We start from the raw sequence: 18249 nt of genomic DNA, 5'->3' as shown, positions 1-18249 counted from the left end.
GAGGGATTGAAGCCGGATGGCCGTGACGTCAAAGACGGCACGGGGCGCAGCCCGAAAGCCCGGCGGCGCTCGCAGCGCCAACACGCCATCCTGTGCTTGCTACTCCACACGCTGCGAGCCATCCATCCACCGATGAATACCGGCCCTGGTGAATACGCCAAGGGGCACCCGCTGCCGAACCCCGTGCGTGCAGTGCTGCGATGAGCAGTACCGCGCCCCGCCGCGATGGGCGGGGCGCGGTGGGCGGCCGTCAGGCCGCCTTGGGCTTGCTGCGCGACCAGATCAGGTCGTGCGTGCCGTCCTCGTTCTCGATCAGGCGGGCATAGACCGTTGCCGGGAACGAAGGATCGTCGAGGGCCACGGACACGTAGGGCCGCCCGGCTTCGCTGGTCTTCTTCCACGCCGCGCCGATGTCGTGGCCCGCCGCCTGCACGCGGAAGTCGGGGGCGTTCTCGCTGTCCCCCTTGTCGTTGGGAACCAGCTTGACCTTGACGTTGAGCGTCAGGGTACGGAGCGCGCCGGTGTAGCCGTCTTTGTCTGCGGTGAAGGTGCCGATGTTGGCCATGATGATTTCTCCTTTCGGTTGAACAAGGTTCGCGCCCATCGCGTCCTTGTTGTGATCCGGCCGGCGGGGGATGGGCGGGCTGCACCGCTTGCGGTCGCAACGCAGTGGAGAACCGGAAGGCGAAAAGAATTTGCCGCGCGAGGAATGCGCGCAGCGCAGGGGAAATTGTTTTCGCCGGACGGTTGCCGCCATGAAGCCCGAGGCGCAGCCGCGCCCCCGCCAGGATTCACAACGAGACAAGGACGCCTTGGGCCGAACCGCTCCGAAAGGAGATATGGCCGGCTCGGCATCCCCGCACGAAGGCTGCACCGGCACGCTTGCTGACGCGGGCCAGGTCAAGCGCCCGACGACGGGCGAGAACGCCTCCGCCGCACGCTGCTGCGCCAGTCTTGAGGCGTGGCATGGAAACTCCATAGCGATGCCGGGCGGTGTGTCCGTGAGCCGTCCTTCGTGACGTGACAGGCCAACTGCCAGCGTCGAGGACGGCACGCATTCGCACAACCTGCCACAGCAAGTCGCGGCGTACCCCGTCACGCCCGGCCATTGCGGCGGGGCGCTGGCTCGGCCGATCCGGCAACGCCGGTTCGGTGGACTTCGAGGGGCGCCAAGCTGCGCGCGGCGGGGATGGGCCTTGCGGCCGATCCCCTGGAGGCAAGCGAAGCGCGCAGCGCCGCAGGCGCGAAGGCGTGAGGGATTGACGCCGAATGGCCGTGACGGCAAGGACGGCACGGGGCGCAGCCCGAAAGCCCGGCGGCGCATCGCGCCGACACGCCCAGGCCGTTCTATATTTTCACGAAGGAACTGAAGATAAGCCCATGACCATCCAGCTCCGCCACGAAACGCTGCACGACATTGCCGCCATCGAAGCCGTCACAACCGCCGCTTTCGCCGATGCACCGCACACCAGCCACACCGAACAATTCATCGTGCGTGCCTTGCGTGCAGCAAACGAACTGACGCTTTCCATCGTGGCCGAGGAACATGGGCAGGTCGTCGGCCACGTCGCACTGTCTCCCGTCACGATCACCGATGACCACGGACGGAAAGCCGAAGGCTGGTACGGCTTGGGGCCAATCTCCGTCCTGCCGCAAAGACAGGGGCAAGGCATCGGTTCGCGCTTGATGGAGCATGCGCTGTCCGAACTGCGGGCCATGCGGGCCGCTGGTTGCGTGCTGTTGGGCGATCCCGCGTACTACGGGCGCTTTGGCTTTCAGGCCCATGCGGGCCTGAAACTTCCGGGCGTGCCGCCCGGCTATTTCATGGCGCTGGCCCTGCATGGGCCAGTGCCGGACGGCATCGCGCAATACAGCGATGCCTTCAACGCCGCCGCCTGAGCCACGGCGAAGGCGGCGACGTTCTGGTTCGGCTATTGGCCTTCGACACCGGGCGCGGCCACCGCCGCGCCCGGATTTTTGCGTCCACCGCGCCCAGGGCGGAACGGCCTGGGCGCGGTGCTGATCTCCTTCCAAGCGAAGCGCCCCGGTCGAGGCCGGGGCGCTTGCTTCGGCACGGCTCAAGCGGCCAGCGCCTCGGCGGGTTCATCCGCCATTGCCTCGGCATCCTCCGGGGCGTCCTGCTGCGGGCCATCGTCCGGCGTGGCTTGCTGCGGGCCTTGGGCATTGAAGATCGCAGGCATCCAGCCCGTGCCATCGGCCAGCCGCTCGGCTTCGCTGGCAATGTCGGCCTTCTTCAGCTTCGCCAGCCGCGTAACGTGCTCCGGCGCGTACTCGCCCACGGCTTGCAGAATCACGGCCTTCGGGACGTGCTTGAAGTAGCCTTCTGCGGTTGGCTGCCACCATGCGGCCATGTCGAGGCTCACGGCCTGCGCCAGTTCCTTGCCGGGCTGGTGCGGTACGGCGCGCGGCGTCACCACGTCCACCGTGGAAGCCACGCACACGGCCAGCAACTTGACCAGCTCGCCTTGCTCCATCGCCAGCAGCGCGGCGAACAGTTCGGCGCTGTCCTCGGGCAGCTTGCCGGCCCATGCCTGTTGCAGTTCGCGCAGCGCCACGGCGGCGGACGATTCCGGCCAGTCGGGGGCCATGCTTTCCAGCCGGTCTTGCTGCGTGAGGCGCACGCTCAGCGGCAGAGAATCACGGTTGAGGCCGTAGCGGCTTTCCTGCAAGACGGTCTGCACCATGCCATGCACCAGCGCGGCCAGCGCCGCTTGCGGATGCCGGGCGACTTCGATTTGCAGCGCTGCCGTGCGGTGCGCGCTCAAGCGTTGCGCCAGCCGGTCGGACATGGCGACGGTCTTGGGCTGCTCGTCGTCCTCGCCTTCGGCGTCGTTCGCAGCATCGTCGCTGCCGAAGCCCTGCCGCAGCCGTTCCAGCGTGCGCAGCGCCTTGGCCTCGGCCTCGCGCAGTAGGCCGCGATGAATCACGGCCTCGCCGTTGCGGTCGATGGTGACGATGGCACCGGCGGCGGCCTTCACGTTCGCGCCGTAGTCCTGCAAGCCATCTTCCAGCGCCTGCAACTGCTCGCCCAATGCTTCGCCTTCCTCTTGCAGCGCATCGGCCTTGTCCTCGTCCTCGGCCTCCAATGCGGCATCGAGGGCTTCGCCCACTTCCCGCATCTTGGCTTGCAGCTTCTCGATGCGCTGCGCCTCGCGCTTGGTCGGCTCGCGCCGCTCCCTCGGGGCACGCTGGAAGGCGTGCAGGTCGGCATGGGTCACGCCGGGCGTGGCATCCACCCATGCCCAACCTTCGCCGCGCACCTCGGTGGCGATGCCCGCCAGCTTGTCTTGCGCCAGCCGTTCCAGCAGGGCGGCATCGGTCAGATACACGCCTGCATCGCCTTCCGCGAACAGGTCGCGGCGGATACCGCCGCCCGCCTGCTCGTAGGCGTCCAGTCCGACGAAGCGCACCAGCGGATGCCGGTAGGCGTCGATTTCGCGTTCGGTGAGGCGTTCGCGCAGCGCGGACGGCTGGCGCTGCCACGTCGGCGCGTCGTAGAACGCGCTCTCCTGCGCGGCGGGGTCGTCGGTGATGGCAAGCGCCATCAATTGATCGAGCGTGACGGCATCGGCGCGATAGTCCGCCATCAGGCGCGGCGAGACGTTGGCCAGCTTCAAGCGGCGCTGCACCACCAGCGGCGTGACGGAAAAATCGGCCGCAATGTCCTCGATGGGTCGGCCTTCGGCCACCAGGGGTCTCCTCGTTTTCAGTGCAATAAGTGACGGTACGCAAAGCTAGCACTGGCGCGGGGGTGGTCTGGGTAGACCGTTGATTTCATTGACTTTCCTGTTCGCTTTGTAAACGGGTATGGTGGCCTCCCACTTTTGAGGTTCACGATGCAGGGTTGGCACACAACGTTTTTGGGGATGCGTGGGCTCCCCCGCGATATCAGCGACTTCGAGATGAAGGCATTTTTCACCTTCGATGGTGCCGAGCGCGACGCAATCAATGCACGCCGAGGTGATTCCCACAAGCTTGGTCTGGCGCTCCATATTGGTTTCCTGCGCATGAGTGGGCGTTTGCTCGGTGCCTTTCGGGTAATTCCAGTAGCCTTGTGGCGCCACCTTGGCAACGAGCTTGGCATTGCAGCACCAGAAGTCGCCTCGCTGAGAGCCATGTATGAACGCGGGCGCACGCTATTCGATCACCAACAAGTAGCCTGCACGGTCCTTGGATTCCAGTGGATGAGCGAGCACCAGCGCCGCTCACTGGTACGTGAACTGCGCGACGAAGTGGCGCGCTGCGCCGACCGCGATCAGCTACTCGTGCGGGCGCGTCAATGGCTGTACAAGAACAAGCTGGTGATCGTGCACGAGCGGGCAATTCGGACACTGATTGCGGCGGCACTTGCCCAGCTTGAAGTTGAAACAGGCACCGCCATCGCCGCCAGCGTTGATCCAGCAACACTTGATCGCTGGCGAGCCTCAGTTTCAGAGCTGCGCCCAGATGGACAAACCCAGCAGAGTTGGCTATGGGCTGCACCGGCGAAACACTCAACCCGCCAAATCAGCGAGGTACTGGAGCGCATCGACCTGCTTTACACGCTGGACGTTCATAAGCACCTGGCAGACATCCCCGATCTCATCTTGCGCCGCTACGCGCGCCGACTTGTCTCCAGGCCGCCCTCAGCCGGAGCCAAGATCAAAGAGCCAGCGCGCACCGTGGAGGTCGCATGCTTTCTTCGGTATTGCCTGTTCGCCACCACAGACCAGTTGATCCTTATGGTGCAGCGCCGGATCGCCGATCTGTGGCGTCAGGCTGCCGCCGATGTCCCCGCTACCGTCAATTGGGCCGCAATGTACAAAACGCTGCTCGGCGAACTTGTTGCCTTGAGCGCGCAAGGTGCGGTGCCAGATGCTGAGTTGCGTGCCCGTCTTGAAGCCTTGATCACCGAAACCCAGAAACGCAAACCACCGAGCAGGGCCTCCCTGGTCCGCGAGGGATTGATTGATGGAATTCGCCCCGTGCGGTCGTTGCTCGTCGCCATTGCAAAGCTGCCCTGGCAGGCCACCGGCGAGCATCCTGCCATCGAGTACCTTGCCAAGCTGCAAGCTTTATATCTCAAAGGATCCAGAAAGCTGCCAGTTGAAGTGGTGGCACCAAGTCTGGGAATGATCTGGCAGGTTTCGATCTCCAGCCCAGACCGGGAACGGGCGTTTCAGGCGTTGGAGGTGGCCACCCTGTTTGCCCTGCGCCGCGCGGTGCGCAATGGCTCGGTCTGGATTGAGCACAGCCTGAGCTTTCGGGGTCGTGCGCGCTTGTTCTTCACGGACGAGCGTTGGCAGGCAGAGTCCAAGAAACACTATGCCCGTCTATCGTTACCCAGCAAGGCTGCCACTTTCTTGAAGCCTTTGCTGGCCAGAGTAACTGCCGGTGTCGATGCGGTGGCCGCTGCAGCCCGCAGTGGCGTACTGCGCGTGGATGATGAACTCCATTTGTCGCCATTGCCCGCAGAGGACGAAGACCCAGAAGTGACCAAGCTGCGCGCGGCTTTGGATCACCGCATCGGTGAGGTTCAATTGCCGGAAGTGATTCTGGCCGTTGACGCCCAGGTGCGCTTTAGCTGGATCATGCTCGGACGTGAGCCGCGCTCTACCGACGAGCTGCTGATGGTCTATGCCGGCATCATGGCCCACGGCACCAGTCTGACTGCGGTCGAATGCGCGCGCATGATTCCGCAATTGTCTGCCACCAGCATTCGCCAGGCCATGCGCTGGGCGCGGGACGAACGGCGTCTGAGCCAGGCCTGCCAGGCTGTGCTGGAATTCATGCAGCGACACCCGATTGCCGCCACCTGGGGGCGGTCCGATTTGGCATCTTCTGACATGATGAGCATGGAGACCACCAAACGGGTGTGGCAAGCCCGGCTTGATCCTCGGCGCAACACACCTTCCATTGGAATCTACTCCCATGTAAAAGACCGGTGGGGCATCTTCCATGCGCAGCCCTTTGTGCTCAATGAGCGCCAGGCGGGCGTGGCCATTGAAGGTGTCATCCGCCAAGAAAAGCTGGAGACCAGCCAGCTTGCTGTGGATACCCATGGCTACACCGACTTTGCCATGTCACATGCCCGTTTGCTTGGTTTTGATCTTTGCCCGCGGTTGAAGGAACTCAAACAGCGCCACCTCTTTGTGCCACGCGGCACCAAAGTGCCCGCAGAAATCGCTGCGGTGTGCGAAGCCAATGTCGACGTCGCTTTGATCGAAAAGCATTGGGATAGTCTGGTGCACCTGGCAGCCTCGGTCATGAGCGGACATGCCAGTGCGGTGGCAGCTCTTGCGCGGTTCGGTTCTGCCGCCCAGGGCGATCCAATCTATGAGGCTGGCGTGCAATTGGGGCGGTTGCTGCGTACGGCGTTTTTGGCTGACTACTTTGTCAAGGACGCTTTCAGGAACGAGTTGCGCCGGGTGCTCAATCGGGGCGAGGCTGTTAACGCCCTCAAGCGCGCCATTTATACCGGCCGGATCAGCCCGGCGCAGGCCAAACGTGTCGATGAAATGCAGGCTGTGGCCGATGCGTTGAGCCTGATGGCCAACATCGTGATGGCGTGGAATACCTCACAGATGCAGGCGGTCCTGGATCGCTGGTCGAACCGCCGCCAGGTCATTCCACCGGAACTGATCGGGAAGATTGCGCCCACCAGGCTGGAGAGCATCAACTTGCGGGGTGTGTTTCGCTTCCCGGTTGACCGCTATGCTGACCAAATCCTGCCTTCGCGGCCAAATGCATCGATAACTGGCACCAATGGATGAAACCGACCACGGTTTGACGCCACGAATCGCAGATTTGAAAGTGAACAGGAAAGTCAATGAAATCAACGATCTACCAACACCACCTCCGCGCCAGTGCTAGCTTTTCGTACCGTCACTTATTGCACTGAAAACGAGGAGACCCCGGGATAAAGCGACCCAACCGGCCCCGGACTTCGAGGTCGATCAGCGCGTCAGTTGGTAGGGTGGCAACAGCGGTTAACAGTGGTTTTGCCAACGTTGCGAGGCAGCGCTGCGCCTGTCACCGCCAAAAACGGGTCATACCGAAAAATCTCGGGCAACTGGCTTTGAGAAATCAACCCAGCAGTCCCCTGTGTGCATGCCTGAGACGCCCCAAACGTGTGCCATACTTGTGCTCATGCGGTTGGATTTCCTATCCCCGACACGCTTTTGCCAACGTTGCGAGGCAGCGCTGCGCCTGTCACCGCCAAAAACGGGTCATACCGAAAAATCTCGGGCAACTGGCTTTGAGAAATCAACCCAGCAGTCCTCTGTGTGCATGCCTGAGACGCCCCAAACGTGTGCCATACTTGCGCTCATGCGGTTGGATTTCCTATCCCCAGGCGCAGGCCTTGGCGCAGACATCCCCCACAATGTGCATCCTTCACCGGATTTTTGCCGCATGACCCCCACACACGTTCCCGAACAATTTGACCGCACCATGGGTTGTACCGCAGCCGAGCTGATCAGCTGGTTGCCGCGCTCTTTGCAGGATGCCCAGTTGACGGTGGACGCGGCGCTGGGCCGCTGCAAAGCGACCTGGCCCGAGGGTTCATTGAGTTTGCAGTGGTCTCCCCTGCCGGATCGCTGCATCGCGCTGCTGCGCATTCCGCAGCTGCAGGTGCACTTTGCGTTTCAGGGCCTGGACGATGCGGCGCGGTACGCTCGGCAAAAATTCTTTGATCTGCACACCCACCGAGGAGGCGGTTAAGCCATGGCCATTCAAGCGGTTGTTTTTGATGCCTACGGCACGCTGTTCGATGTGTATTCGATCGGCGCTTTGGCCGAACAGCTGTACCCCGGCCACGGTGCGGCGCTGTCGGTGCTGTGGCGCGACAAGCAGATCGAGTACACGCGCCTGATCTCGCTGAGTGACCCTGACCCACGAGGCAGCCGGCACTACCAACCGTTTTGGGACATCACGCGCGCAGCCCTGCGTTATGCCCTGGCGCGTTTAGGCTTGGCGCACACCAGCGCGAATGAAGACGCGCTGATGGCGCAATATGCTCAGCTCTCGGCCTTCCCGGAAAACCTGGGTGTGCTGCAAACCCTGCGCCAGCGCGGCATCGCCACGGCGATTTTGTCGAACGGCAGCCCCGAGATGCTGCAGTCGGCCGTGCGCAGCGCAGGCATGGCCGATTTGTTGGACGCCGTGCTGTCGGTCGACAGCGTGGGCCAGTTCAAGACCACACCCACCAGCTACCAGCTGGTGCAGAAGCACTTTGGCTTGGCCCCCGCTGATGTGCTGTTTGTGTCGAGCAACGCCTGGGATGCGCTGGGCGCCACCTGGTTTGGCTTCACCACCTTGTGGGTCAACCGCCAGGGCCTGCCGCCCGAAGCCATAGGCCCTGCGCCGCACCACACGGGCCGCGACTTGAGGGCGGTGCTGCAGATCCTGGGCTGAGTCAGGGCGTGCGGTCTTGTCAGCGCCGTGCACGGTTCGCATTTTTAAAATACCGACGATCCGAACAGCCCTGGTAAAGACCCCATGAACACCGCCAACGATTCATCACCCACCGCACCCAGCGCAGCCGGGCTCGCCGCCTTGATTGCACCCCATGGCCTTTTGCGCGTGGCCATCAACCTGGGCAACCCGGTGTTGGCGAGGCTCGATGCGGCAGGTGAGCCCTCGGGCATCTCGGCCGACTTGTCACGCCTGCTGGCCGCACAGTTGGGGGTCGACATTGAATGGCGCATCTTCAAAAAGGCGGATGAATCGGTGCAGTGCGTGCGCGCCGACGAGGCCGATATCGGCTTTTTTGCCATCGATCCGGTGCGTGGTGAAGGCCTTCATTTTTCGCCGCCCTATGTACAAATTGAAGGCGCTTACATGGTCCGCAGCGACTCGCCACTGCAAAGCAACGACGAGGTGGACCAGGCAGCCCACCGCGTGACGGTGGGCGCGGGCAGCGCCTACGATTTATTCCTCACCCGCCAGCAGGTGCAGACCGAATGCTTCGATCTCGGCGCAGAGGTCGATGCGATGACGCGGGGACGGACCGACATCGGCGCGGTCGCCAGTTTTGTCGGGCTCGCGCGCGATCTCAATAACGGCAGTGACGTGAACGCCATGACGCTCGAGCATTATCCGGGCATGACCGAAAAATCGCTGGCGACCCTGGTGGACGACGCCTGCCGTCGCTGGACACTGCTCGACGTGACCGTGATCCATCGCGTGGGGCGACTGCTACCGGGGGATCCCATCGTGCTGGTCACCGTTGCAGGCGCCCATCGGGCCGAAGCCTTCGCGGCCTGCGAGTTCATCATGGATTACCTGAAGACGCAGGCGCCTTTCTGGAAGAAAGAAGAAACGTCTCAAGGCGAGCGCTGGGTCGACGCGCGCGCCAGCGACGAGGCCGCCGCCGCTCGCTGGGAACCCGACGCCTGAGGCGTTCTCACGGCGGCCGTCGCGCTCCAGCTCAGGTTTTGGGCGGCCGGCCGGGAAGCGGGCAGGCCGACGACGGCCGCCGCCACAGTCGGCGCACCATCAAAAACCCGCGATAACTTCCTTCCAGCAGGTGAATCACGCCGGGGAGGGCGGCGATCTGCCCGAATACCCGAAAAGCGGGAAGCGCCTGCCACAGTGCGGCAAACGCCCGCGCCCCCGCGACGAGTCCCCCGCCGGGCAGCCGCGCATGCAGGCGTGCATAAGCGGCCTCCAGACTCAAATCCATTCCTAATTGCGTGTCGTCGCATTGTGCGAGGTTGATCCAGCGCACGCGATCGGCGCCGCGCTGGCGTTGATAAAAGCCGATTTCGCGGGTGCATACCGGGCAACCGCCGTCGTAATACACCGTCAGCAGAAAAGGGAGGGAAAGGCTCATGCGCGTTTTGAGGGAGAGGAACTGACCCCACATCATACGCTTGACATTGGTTCTAACCCGAACTAAATTTAATTCTTATTAGAACCAATTTAATCCGTGATGATGCCCCCCGCCGACTTTCTCCCGACCGTGCAAGCCCTGGTGCAGTGCTACCAGGCGTTCGAGGCCTATTCCGCCGCGAATGTCCGCGCGCTCGGACTCACCCCGCCGCAGTTCGACATCATCGCCACGCTCGGCAACACGCCGGGCATGACGGCGACCGAACTGGGCGAGAGGACGCTGATCACCAAGGGCACGCTGACAGGCGTGGTCGACCGATTGATCGACCGGGGCTGGGTGGAGCGTGTGGCGCACGGCAGCGACCGTCGCTGCCAGATCATCCGGCTGACCCCATCGGGAGAAGCCTTGTTCGCCCAGGCGTTTCCGAGCCAGATGGCGCATCTCGGCGCCCGACTTACCGGTGCCAGCGCCGCCGAGCACAAGCGTTGGCAGGCCGCGTTGCGCGGTCTCGAGCAGGTGTTCAGAAAAAACGCGGCATGAGCATCGCGCGCTATTCCACCCCCGCGATCGTGCTGCACTGGCTGATGGCGCTGGCGATCTTTGCCGCGTTTCCGCTCGGGCTATATATGGCGGACCTGCCACTGTCGCCCGACAAGCTCCGGCTCTACAGCTATCACAAGTGGATCGGCGTCACGGTGCTGTTGCTGGTGGCGATCCGCCTTGTTTGGCGGCTGGCCCATACACCGCCTGCGTTGCCCGGGCACATCTCGAGGTGGGGGTCTCCTCGTTTTCAGTGCAATAAGTGACGGTACGCAAAGCTAGCACTGGCGCGGGGGTGGTCTGGGTAGACCGTTGATTTCATTGACTTTCCTGTTCGCTTTGTAAACGGGTATGGTGGCCTCCCACTTTTGAGGTTCACGATGCAGGGTTGGCACACAACGTTTTTGGGGATGCGTGGGCTCCCCCGCGATATCAGCGACTTCGAGATGAAGGCATTTTTCACCTTCGATGGTGCCGAGCGCGACGCAATCAATGCACGCCGAGGTGATTCCCACAAGCTTGGTCTGGCGCTCCATATTGGTTTCCTGCGCATGAGTGGGCGTTTGCTCGGTGCCTTTCGGGTAATTCCAGTAGCCTTGTGGCGCCACCTTGGCAACGAGCTTGGCATTGCAGCACCAGAAGTCGCCTCGCTGAGAGCCATGTATGAACGCGGGCGCACGCTATTCGATCACCAACAAGTAGCCTGCACGGTCCTTGGATTCCAGTGGATGAGCGAGCACCAGCGCCGCTCACTGGTACGTGAACTGCGCGACGAAGTGGCGCGCTGCGCCGACCGCGATCAGCTACTCGTGCGGGCGCGTCAATGGCTGTACAAGAACAAGCTGGTGATCGTGCACGAGCGGGCAATTCGGACACTGATTGCGGCGGCACTTGCCCAGCTTGAAGTTGAAACAGGCACCGCCATCGCCGCCAGCGTTGATCCAGCAACACTTGATCGCTGGCGAGCCTCAGTTTCAGAGCTGCGCCCAGATGGACAAACCCAGCAGAGTTGGCTATGGGCTGCACCGGCGAAACACTCAACCCGCCAAATCAGCGAGGTACTGGAGCGCATCGACCTGCTTTACACGCTGGACGTTCATAAGCACCTGGCAGACATCCCCGATCTCATCTTGCGCCGCTACGCGCGCCGACTTGTCTCCAGGCCGCCCTCAGCCGGAGCCAAGATCAAAGAGCCAGCGCGCACCGTGGAGGTCGCATGCTTTCTTCGGTATTGCCTGTTCACCACCACAGACCAGTTGATCCTTATGGTGCAGCGCCGGATCGCCGATCTGTGGCGTCAGGCTGCCGCCGATGTCCCCGCTACCGTCAATTGGGCCGCAATGTACAAAACGCTGCTCGGCGAACTTGTTGCCTTGAGCGCGCAAGGTGCGGTGCCAGATGCTGAGTTGCGTGCCCGTCTTGAAGCCTTGATCACCGAAACCCAGAAACGCAAACCACCGAGCAGGGCCTCCCTGGTCCGCGAGGGATTGATTGATGGAATTCGCCCCGTGCGGTCGTTGCTCGTCGCCATTGCAAAGCTGCCCTGGCAGGCCACCGGCGAGCATCCTGCCATCGAGTACCTTGCCAAGCTGCAAGCTTTATATCTCAAAGGATCCAGAAAGCTGCCAGTTGAAGTGGTGGCACCAAGTCTGGGAATGATCTGGCAGGTTTCGATCTCCAGCCCAGACCGGGAACGGGCGTTTCAGGCGTTGGAGGTGGCCACCCTGTTTGCCCTGCGCCGCGCGGTGCGCAATGGCTCGGTCTGGATTGAGCACAGCCTGAGCTTTCGGGGTCGTGCGCGCTTGTTCTTCACGGACGAGCGTTGGCAGGCAGAGTCCAAGAAACACTATGCCCGTCTATCGTTACCCAGCAAGGCTGCCACTTTCTTGAAGCCTTTGCTGGCCAGAGTAACTGCCGGTGTCGATGCGGTGGCCGCTGCAGCCCGCAGTGGCGTACTGCGCGTGGATGATGAACTCCATTTGTCGCCATTGCCCGCAGAGGACGAAGACCCAGAAGTGACCAAGCTGCGCGCGGCTTTGGATCACCGCATCGGTGAGGTTCAATTGCCGGAAGTGATTCTGGCCGTTGACGCCCAGGTGCGCTTTAGCTGGATCATGCTCGGACGTGAGCCGCGCTCTACCGACGAGCTGCTGATGGTCTATGCCGGCATCATGGCCCACGGCACCAGTCTGACTGCGGTCGAATGCGCGCGCATGATTCCGCAATTGTCTGCCACCAGCATTCGCCAGGCCATGCGCTGGGCGCGGGACGAACGGCGTCTGAGCCAGGCCTGCCAGGCTGTGCTGGAATTCATGCAGCGACACCCGATTGCCGCCACCTGGGGGCGGTCCGATTTGGCATCTTCTGACATGATGAGCATGGAGACCACCAAACGGGTGTGGCAAGCCCGGCTTGATCCTCGGCGCAACACACCTTCCATTGGAATCTACTCCCATGTAAAAGACCGGTGGGGCATCTTCCATGCGCAGCCCTTTGTGCTCAATGAGCGCCAGGCGGGCGTGGCCATTGAAGGTGTCATCCGCCAAGAAAAGCTGGAGACCAGCCAGCTTGCTGTGGATACCCATGGCTACACCGACTTTGCCATGTCACATGCCCGTTTGCTTGGTTTTGATCTTTGCCCGCGGTTGAAGGAACTCAAACAGCGCCACCTCTTTGTGCCACGCGGCACCAAAGTGCCCGCAGAAATCGCTGCGGTGTGCGAAGCCAATGTCGACGTCGCTTTGATCGAAAAGCATTGGGATAGTCTGGTGCACCTGGCAGCCTCGGTCATGAGCGGACATGCCAGTGCGGTGGCAGCTCTTGCGCGGTTCGGTTCTGCCGCCCAGGGCGATCCAATCTATGAGGCTGGCGTGCAATTGGGGCGGTTGCTGCGTACGGCGTTTTTGGCTGACTACTTTGTCAAGGACGCTTTCAGGAACGAGTTGCGCCGGGTGCTCAATCGGGGCGAGGCTGTTAACGCCCTCAAGCGCGCCATTTATACCGGCCGGATCAGCCCGGCGCAGGCCAAACGTGTCGATGAAATGCAGGCTGTGGCCGATGCGTTGAGCCTGATGGCCAACATCGTGATGGCGTGGAATACCTCACAGATGCAGGCGGTCCTGGATCGCTGGTCGAACCGCCGCCAGGTCATTCCACCGGAACTGATCGGGAAGATTGCGCCCACCAGGCTGGAGAGCATCAACTTGCGGGGTGTGTTTCGCTTCCCGGTTGACCGCTATGCTGACCAAATCCTGCCTTCGCGGCCAAATGCATCGATAACTGGCACCAATGGATGAAACCGACCACGGTTTGACGCCACGAATCGCAGATTTGAAAGTGAACAGGAAAGTCAATGAAATCAACGATCTACCAACACCACCTCCGCGCCAGTGCTAGCTTTTCGTACCGTCACTTATTGCACTGAAAACGAGGAGACCCCGTGATCGATGTCCAAAAAAAACTTGCTGCCTTGCTGGGCAACTCGATGGACGCCACCGGCGACTTGCCGTGATCGCCGCAGTGCTCGAACTCAGCCCCGTTCTGGGCGCTGGCGCCGCATGCCGCGCCCTGGGCCTGCCGCGCGGCGTGCCGGCCCGCCAGCGGGCCCAGGCAAGGCGCGCAGCCATGGTCGGACCCAGGCCTCCTCGCGCGGTGCGAGTGCGCCCACCGCTGGCCTTGGATGCGCAAGAGAGCACGCTGCTGCTGGACACTTTGAACAGCGAACGCTTCGCCGACACCGCCCCTGCGGCCGTGCACGCCACGCTGCTCGACGAGGGGCGATACCTGGGCTCGGTGCGCACCATGTACCGCCTGCTGAACACCCAAGGCGGCTCGTGCGAGCGTCGCCGCCAGCTCACCCACCCGGCCTACGTCAAACCCGAACTGCTGGCCAGCGCTCCGAACCAGATCTGGTCCTGGGACATCACCAAGCTGAAAGGGCCGGCCAAATGGACCTGCTTCCATCTGTACGTGATCCTGGACATCTTCAGCCGCCACGTGGTGGGCTGGATGCTCGCCGAGCGCGAGAGCGCCGATCTGGCCGAGCAGCTGATCGCCGACACCGTCTCGCGCCACGACGTGCAGCGCGGCATGCTCACGCTGCACGCCGACCGGGGGGCGGCCATGCGCTCCAAGCCGGTGGCCGCCTTGCTGGTGGAGCTGGACATCGCCAAGAGCCACAGCAGGCCGCACGTCTCGGACGACAACCCGTATTCGGAGTCGCAGTTCAAGACCATGAAGTACCGGCCTGACTTCCCGGCGCGGTTCGGCTGCATCGAGGACGCTCGGCTCCACTGCCAAGCATTCTTCTCTTGGTACAACACCGAGCACCGGCACTCGGGCATCGGCTACATGACGCCGCAAGCGGTGCACTACGGTCAGGCACCGGCCCTGCGCGATGCGCGTCAGGTCGCGCTGGATGCCGCGTTCCTCGCGACACCGAAGCGCTTCAAGGGCCGTCGTCCCAAACCCCATGCGCTGCCGACCGCAGCCTGGATCAACCCACCACCATCGGAGGCCAACGTCCAGAGAACAACCCAGCACTGCGCAGTAAATTTATGACAAGCGGTGCAGCAAAGTCATTGACACGTTCCGGCCTATCGATTCAAATCTATTGGCCTGGACCGATGCAGGGCGGATCATCACGCGCCACCTGGCGTCCTCGAAGCGTCGCTCGCGAGAGGACGCCTACGGAAGTCCTGACCTCTGGGACTTTTCGGGCATACGTCAGTTTGATCGTTTGGTAGTTCGGTAGTTCGGTAGTTTGATTCCCCACGCAATTCGGCCGCGAGTTCGGCGAAGTGCCAGTACAGAATATGGAGGCCCATGTGAATCAGAAGCTTTGTTCGGGTTGGAAGAGAGCTGCAAAGCTTCTCCAGATTGCAGTAGCTGGCCTGACGGTGTTTGCGGCGGCATCCAGCCAGGCGCAAGGCAATCCGACCTACATCGGTCTTGGCCCCGCCAAGGCCATGTACTACAAGCCAGATTCCGGGCCTGCGCCGCGCGTTGCGTTCCTGATCGTGCATCGCACGAGCAACTATCTGCAGCACCCTGGATGCCAAGAATTGCCCAAGCGAGGTTTTGCCGCGCTGTGCATGAACACGCGCTTCGACAACAACGAATTCCTTGTTGATTGGGACCTCATCGCACTGGATGTCAAGGCCGGCATGGAATACCTGCGCAAGCAGGCAGGTATCGAGAAGGTGGTCTTGTTCGGTCACAGCGGCGGGGGGCCAACCCTCAGCTACTACCAGGCCGTTGCAGAAAATGGCACCGCATTCTGCAAGAGCCCGCAGAAACTCGTTCCTTGCCGCGATGAACTCGCCAACCTGCCCAAAGGCGATGCACTGGTGCTGGCCGACGCGCACCCGGGCGTGCCAGTCATCTTGTTGCGCAGTCTGAACGGGTCGGTCGTCAATGAAACGCCGAAGAGCTTCGATCCCGCGCTGGACCCCTATAACCCCGCGAATGGATATAACCCCAGCGGTGCCTCCGCGTACACGGCCGACTTCCAGGCCCGCTACTACGCCGCCCAGTCGAAGCGCATGAACGCGTTGATCGAATCGGCGCTCGCAAAGCGCCGTGCGCTCCAAGCCGGTAGCGGCCCGTATCCAGACAACGACATCTTCCTCATCCCGCATGGTGGCAATCCCGGTGCTGGCCCTGGCGGCGCATCACAGTTGCACAGCCTGGATCCCAAAGACAAGCTACGCTTTACCAAGCTGCCGCGCAAGCTGCTCAAGAACGACGGCTCCATCTCGGAACAGATGGTGGTGTCGGTCAGCCCGGTTGAGCTGCAGACGAAGGATTCAACCAATGCGTTCGATCGCGGCACCAAGCTCTTGAGCATCCGCTCCTTCCTGAGCACACAAGCGGTGATGTCGAACAACTCGCTGGATGGTATTGACCACTGTTCCAGCAACAACTCCACCGTCTGTGCCGTGAGGTCCATCTCGGCGCCGACTCTGGTTGCCGGCATGGGTGGCTATCTGTTCATCCGCGACTCGGAAGAGGAGTTCGAGAATTCGAAGAGCACCGACAAGGACCTTGTTTTTATCGAAGGCGCTACCCACGGATTCACGCCATGCGGCAACTGCGGTGCGCCGGATGGGGCCTATTCGAACAGTGTGAAGAATCTGTTCGACTACGTTGGGAACTGGACTAGAGCTAGGTTCAAGTAAACCATGTTCTGCTGTACTCCGACCTGCGAGACCGAGAGGATTGGCGGACCTATGCGCATCTTCAGGAGACGCGTTGTTCAACCGATCGGTGGGTTGCCGGCATCAGGAGACCCGTGCCGTTGTCAAGGAGAACGGGCGAGGAGCTTCGATAAAGCGGGTCGCGGTGCTCAAACTGGCGATTGCACCTAGCAGCGGTCGTGGCGCCGGTGGCGGCGAAAGTCGGGTCAAGACTGATTGCTGAGGTTCAGCAACGACTCCTTTGCGGCATCTCGGCTCCTTGTTTGAATCGCCCCGGGGCGGTTCAGTTCGATGTGGTCAGTTTCAAGGCCCCCAAGGAAAGCTGCGACTCGAGCAAGAACCTGCAAGGGGCTGCCAATTCAGACCCGGAACTTGACTGACGATGTCGTGCGCGTTTGACATCCAGCGAGGCGACTAAGGCCTCAACGGGACAACTTGCTCGGACGAGTGATGTTCCCCTGGATGACGAGCGTGATGACCGCCACGTTGGCTGGCGGTGCTGACATCAGAACGTCGATGCCGTCGGCCGCCGACCAAGGCGCAGAGTCTTTGGCGCTGGTATCCAGAATGCACAAAAGAGCTACGCGCTTGCCCTTGGCCACCGCGTAGCTGGCAGCTTGCTCGACAAACTTGCGGCAGTCTTCCATCTGTTTGATCCGCGTGTCCGTCTCCTTGAGCTCGATCGTGATTCCTCGAAGGCTCAAGTCAGTGAAGCCCCCTGCGGCCGCGGCGTGCTCCTCCAGATCCGACCCGATGCGAGGCGACCGGCGAAGGTCCTTTCGAACCTGGACTTGGAATTCTTTCTCGCCCCACGCGCCATCGAACACGGCGTCTTGAACTGCTCTCCCAGCAAGATTGCCCAGACTGGTCAGCAGCTCAAGAATGTCCGACAGCTCCTCGGCATTTGCCCAGCCTTCCCGTCTTAGTAGATCGCGGATCAACAGGATCTTTTCGTCGACAGGCTGATAGCCGGTTATCGAGTTGACCCGTATGTCGAAGCCCTCCACCAAAAGCGTACGGTGGCCGACGACAGCAACGGGCTGCTCTGCGCTGGCAGGTTGGAATGCCGCCGTGTATTTGAACTCGAAAGGCCTCGATTTCAGTCCCTGTGCGATCTGGAGAGCCGCACGACCCGTCTGGATGAGCGTGTACGGCGGCTCTGTGGACGGCTTCGTGAACGTGAACTCGGAGAGCTCGTAGGTGCTCCTGGGCTCTGCCGAGATCGGCGTCAGCACCAGGTGCGTGGCACCCTCTGGCCATCGAGAGACTCTGACCTCGATCTCCATGTCATGCAATTCGCGCGGAACCAGGTGGTGGATGTTGGCCGCTGGTTGGCCACCAAGCTGGAACTTCAAGAAGGCTACTGAGAGCTCAGTAGGCCGTGGGCGCTCTTCAACTTGTTTCGGACCGGCCGGAATGCGTGGCCGCTCCTCCGAGAACACCCCGATCGGCAACGGTATGCCCGCCAGTGTTTTGCAGATGGACTCGAACTCGGCAATGGTGGCGACCGACTGCAATGAGGCTGATGCATCCACGAGGCTCTTAGCGACGCCCTTCTCGCCAAACTCCTTGAGCCAAAGACGATGGCGCTCGACTGCACTGCGCAGGAACCGGTCACCGTCTGGAACTGCGTCGAGAACTGCTTGCCGGGGTCTCCTCGTTTTCAGTGCAATAAGT

14 protein-coding genes and 1 pseudogene are annotated in these 18249 nt (G+C 62.0%); 11 read left to right on the top strand and 4 right to left on the bottom strand.

The annotated features are described in order from the left end of the window. Positions 1-250 precede the first annotated feature (250 nt). The gene (locus AC4QBL_RS13520; protein ID WP_472907681.1) at positions 251-565 is read right to left on the bottom strand and encodes a DUF736 domain-containing protein; all 315 of its coding nucleotides are present in this window, start codon (positions 563-565) and stop codon (positions 251-253) included. Between the two features lie 815 nt (positions 566-1380). Here AC4QBL_RS13520 and AC4QBL_RS13515 point away from each other — a divergent pair. Further along, positions 1381-1899, top strand: coding sequence for a GNAT family N-acetyltransferase (locus AC4QBL_RS13515; protein ID WP_472907678.1), 519 nt, complete (start codon positions 1381-1383; stop codon positions 1897-1899). Positions 1900-2078: 179 nt separating this feature from the next. Here the strand turns inward: AC4QBL_RS13515 and AC4QBL_RS13510 are convergent, their stop codons facing one another. Then, positions 2079-3713, bottom strand: coding sequence for a chromosome partitioning protein ParB (locus tag AC4QBL_RS13510; protein ID WP_472907682.1), 1635 nt, complete (start codon positions 3711-3713; stop codon positions 2079-2081). A gap of 144 nt (positions 3714-3857) precedes the next feature. On the opposite strand from AC4QBL_RS13510, the gene AC4QBL_RS13505 reads away from it, so the two are divergent. The 5 genes and pseudogenes from AC4QBL_RS13505 to moaE all read left to right on the top strand — a co-directional run bounded on the left by AC4QBL_RS13505 (position 3858) and on the right by moaE (position 9399). Next, positions 3858-6773, top strand: a complete 2916-nt coding sequence (locus tag AC4QBL_RS13505) for a Tn3-like element IS1071 family transposase (RefSeq protein WP_457278531.1) — start codon at positions 3858-3860, stop codon at positions 6771-6773. Positions 6774-7413: 640 nt separating this feature from the next. Beyond that, a complete protein-coding gene (locus AC4QBL_RS13500) occupies positions 7414-7722 on the top strand; it encodes a hypothetical protein (protein WP_472908496.1) in 309 nt (102 codons plus the stop codon). Positions 7723-7725: 3 nt separating this feature from the next. Beyond that, positions 7726-8415, top strand: a complete 690-nt coding sequence (locus AC4QBL_RS13495; protein WP_472908497.1) for a haloacid dehalogenase type II — start codon at positions 7726-7728, stop codon at positions 8413-8415. An 84-nt stretch (positions 8416-8499) separates the two neighbouring features. Next, a pseudogene (locus AC4QBL_RS13490) lies at positions 8500-8880 on the top strand (transporter substrate-binding domain-containing protein); the annotation flags it as partial. A 114-nt stretch (positions 8881-8994) separates the two neighbouring features. After that, positions 8995-9399 carry a molybdopterin synthase catalytic subunit MoaE gene (gene moaE, locus AC4QBL_RS13485; RefSeq protein ID WP_492131665.1) on the top strand — a complete coding sequence of 135 codons (405 nt, stop codon included), beginning with the start codon at positions 8995-8997 and terminating at the stop codon, positions 9397-9399. Positions 9400-9430: 31 nt separating this feature from the next. Here the strand turns inward: moaE and AC4QBL_RS13480 are convergent, their stop codons facing one another. After that, the gene (locus tag AC4QBL_RS13480) at positions 9431-9835 is read right to left on the bottom strand and encodes a thiol-disulfide oxidoreductase DCC family protein (protein WP_472908498.1); all 405 of its coding nucleotides are present in this window, start codon (positions 9833-9835) and stop codon (positions 9431-9433) included. Between the two features lie 102 nt (positions 9836-9937). Here AC4QBL_RS13480 and AC4QBL_RS13475 point away from each other — a divergent pair, with 102 nt between their 5' ends. The 5 genes from AC4QBL_RS13475 (at position 9938) to AC4QBL_RS13455 (ending at position 16554) form a co-directional block, all read left to right on the top strand. Continuing rightward, positions 9938-10375 (top strand): MarR family winged helix-turn-helix transcriptional regulator, encoded by a 438-nt coding sequence (locus AC4QBL_RS13475; RefSeq protein ID WP_472908499.1) that lies wholly within the window; start codon positions 9938-9940, stop codon positions 10373-10375. Continuing rightward, positions 10372-10641, top strand: coding sequence for a cytochrome b (locus tag AC4QBL_RS13470; protein WP_472908500.1), 270 nt, complete (start codon positions 10372-10374; stop codon positions 10639-10641). Before AC4QBL_RS13475 ends, AC4QBL_RS13470 begins: the two co-directional genes overlap by 4 nt. Positions 10642-10755: 114 nt before the next feature. After that, positions 10756-13671, top strand: a complete 2916-nt coding sequence (locus tag AC4QBL_RS13465) for a Tn3-like element IS1071 family transposase (RefSeq protein WP_003049965.1) — start codon at positions 10756-10758, stop codon at positions 13669-13671. A 211-nt stretch (positions 13672-13882) separates the two neighbouring features. Beyond that, positions 13883-14935 (top strand): IS3 family transposase, encoded by a 1053-nt coding sequence (locus tag AC4QBL_RS13460; RefSeq protein ID WP_162015744.1) that lies wholly within the window; start codon positions 13883-13885, stop codon positions 14933-14935. Between the two features lie 266 nt (positions 14936-15201). Next, positions 15202-16554, top strand: coding sequence for an alpha/beta hydrolase family protein (locus AC4QBL_RS13455; protein WP_162015743.1), 1353 nt, complete (start codon positions 15202-15204; stop codon positions 16552-16554). 440 nt (positions 16555-16994) lie between these two features. Here AC4QBL_RS13455 and AC4QBL_RS13450 read toward each other — a convergent pair whose 3' ends face one another. Beyond that, the gene (locus tag AC4QBL_RS13450; RefSeq protein ID WP_162015742.1) at positions 16995-18107 is read right to left on the bottom strand and encodes a hypothetical protein; all 1113 of its coding nucleotides are present in this window, start codon (positions 18105-18107) and stop codon (positions 16995-16997) included. Positions 18108-18249 lie beyond the last annotated feature (142 nt).

This window comes from Hydrogenophaga sp. L99 (genome assembly GCF_058731905.1).
Note: the sequence above shows the minus strand (reverse complement) of the source record. Positions and strands in the feature narration are given on the sequence as shown.

Excerpts from the sequence above, each read along its gene's own strand:
- AC4QBL_RS13505 (WP_457278531.1), top strand. The coding sequence starts at position 3,858 with ATGCAGGGTTGGCACACAACGTTTTTGGGGATGCGTGGGCTCCCCCGC.
- AC4QBL_RS13470 (WP_472908500.1), top strand. The coding sequence starts at position 10,372 with ATGAGCATCGCGCGCTATTCCACCCCCGCGATCGTGCTGCACTGGCTG.
- AC4QBL_RS13515 (WP_472907678.1), top strand. The coding sequence starts at position 1,381 with ATGACCATCCAGCTCCGCCACGAAACGCTGCACGACATTGCCGCCATC.
- AC4QBL_RS13465 (WP_003049965.1), top strand. The coding sequence starts at position 10,756 with ATGCAGGGTTGGCACACAACGTTTTTGGGGATGCGTGGGCTCCCCCGC.
- AC4QBL_RS13475 (WP_472908499.1), top strand. The coding sequence starts at position 9,938 with ATGCCCCCCGCCGACTTTCTCCCGACCGTGCAAGCCCTGGTGCAGTGC.
- AC4QBL_RS13495 (WP_472908497.1), top strand. The coding sequence starts at position 7,726 with ATGGCCATTCAAGCGGTTGTTTTTGATGCCTACGGCACGCTGTTCGAT.
- AC4QBL_RS13500 (WP_472908496.1), top strand. The coding sequence starts at position 7,414 with ATGACCCCCACACACGTTCCCGAACAATTTGACCGCACCATGGGTTGT.
- AC4QBL_RS13480 (WP_472908498.1), bottom strand. The coding sequence starts at position 9,835 with ATGAGCCTTTCCCTCCCTTTTCTGCTGACGGTGTATTACGACGGCGGT.
- moaE (WP_492131665.1), top strand. The coding sequence starts at position 8,995 with ATGACGCGGGGACGGACCGACATCGGCGCGGTCGCCAGTTTTGTCGGG.
- AC4QBL_RS13520 (WP_472907681.1), bottom strand. The coding sequence starts at position 565 with ATGGCCAACATCGGCACCTTCACCGCAGACAAAGACGGCTACACCGGC.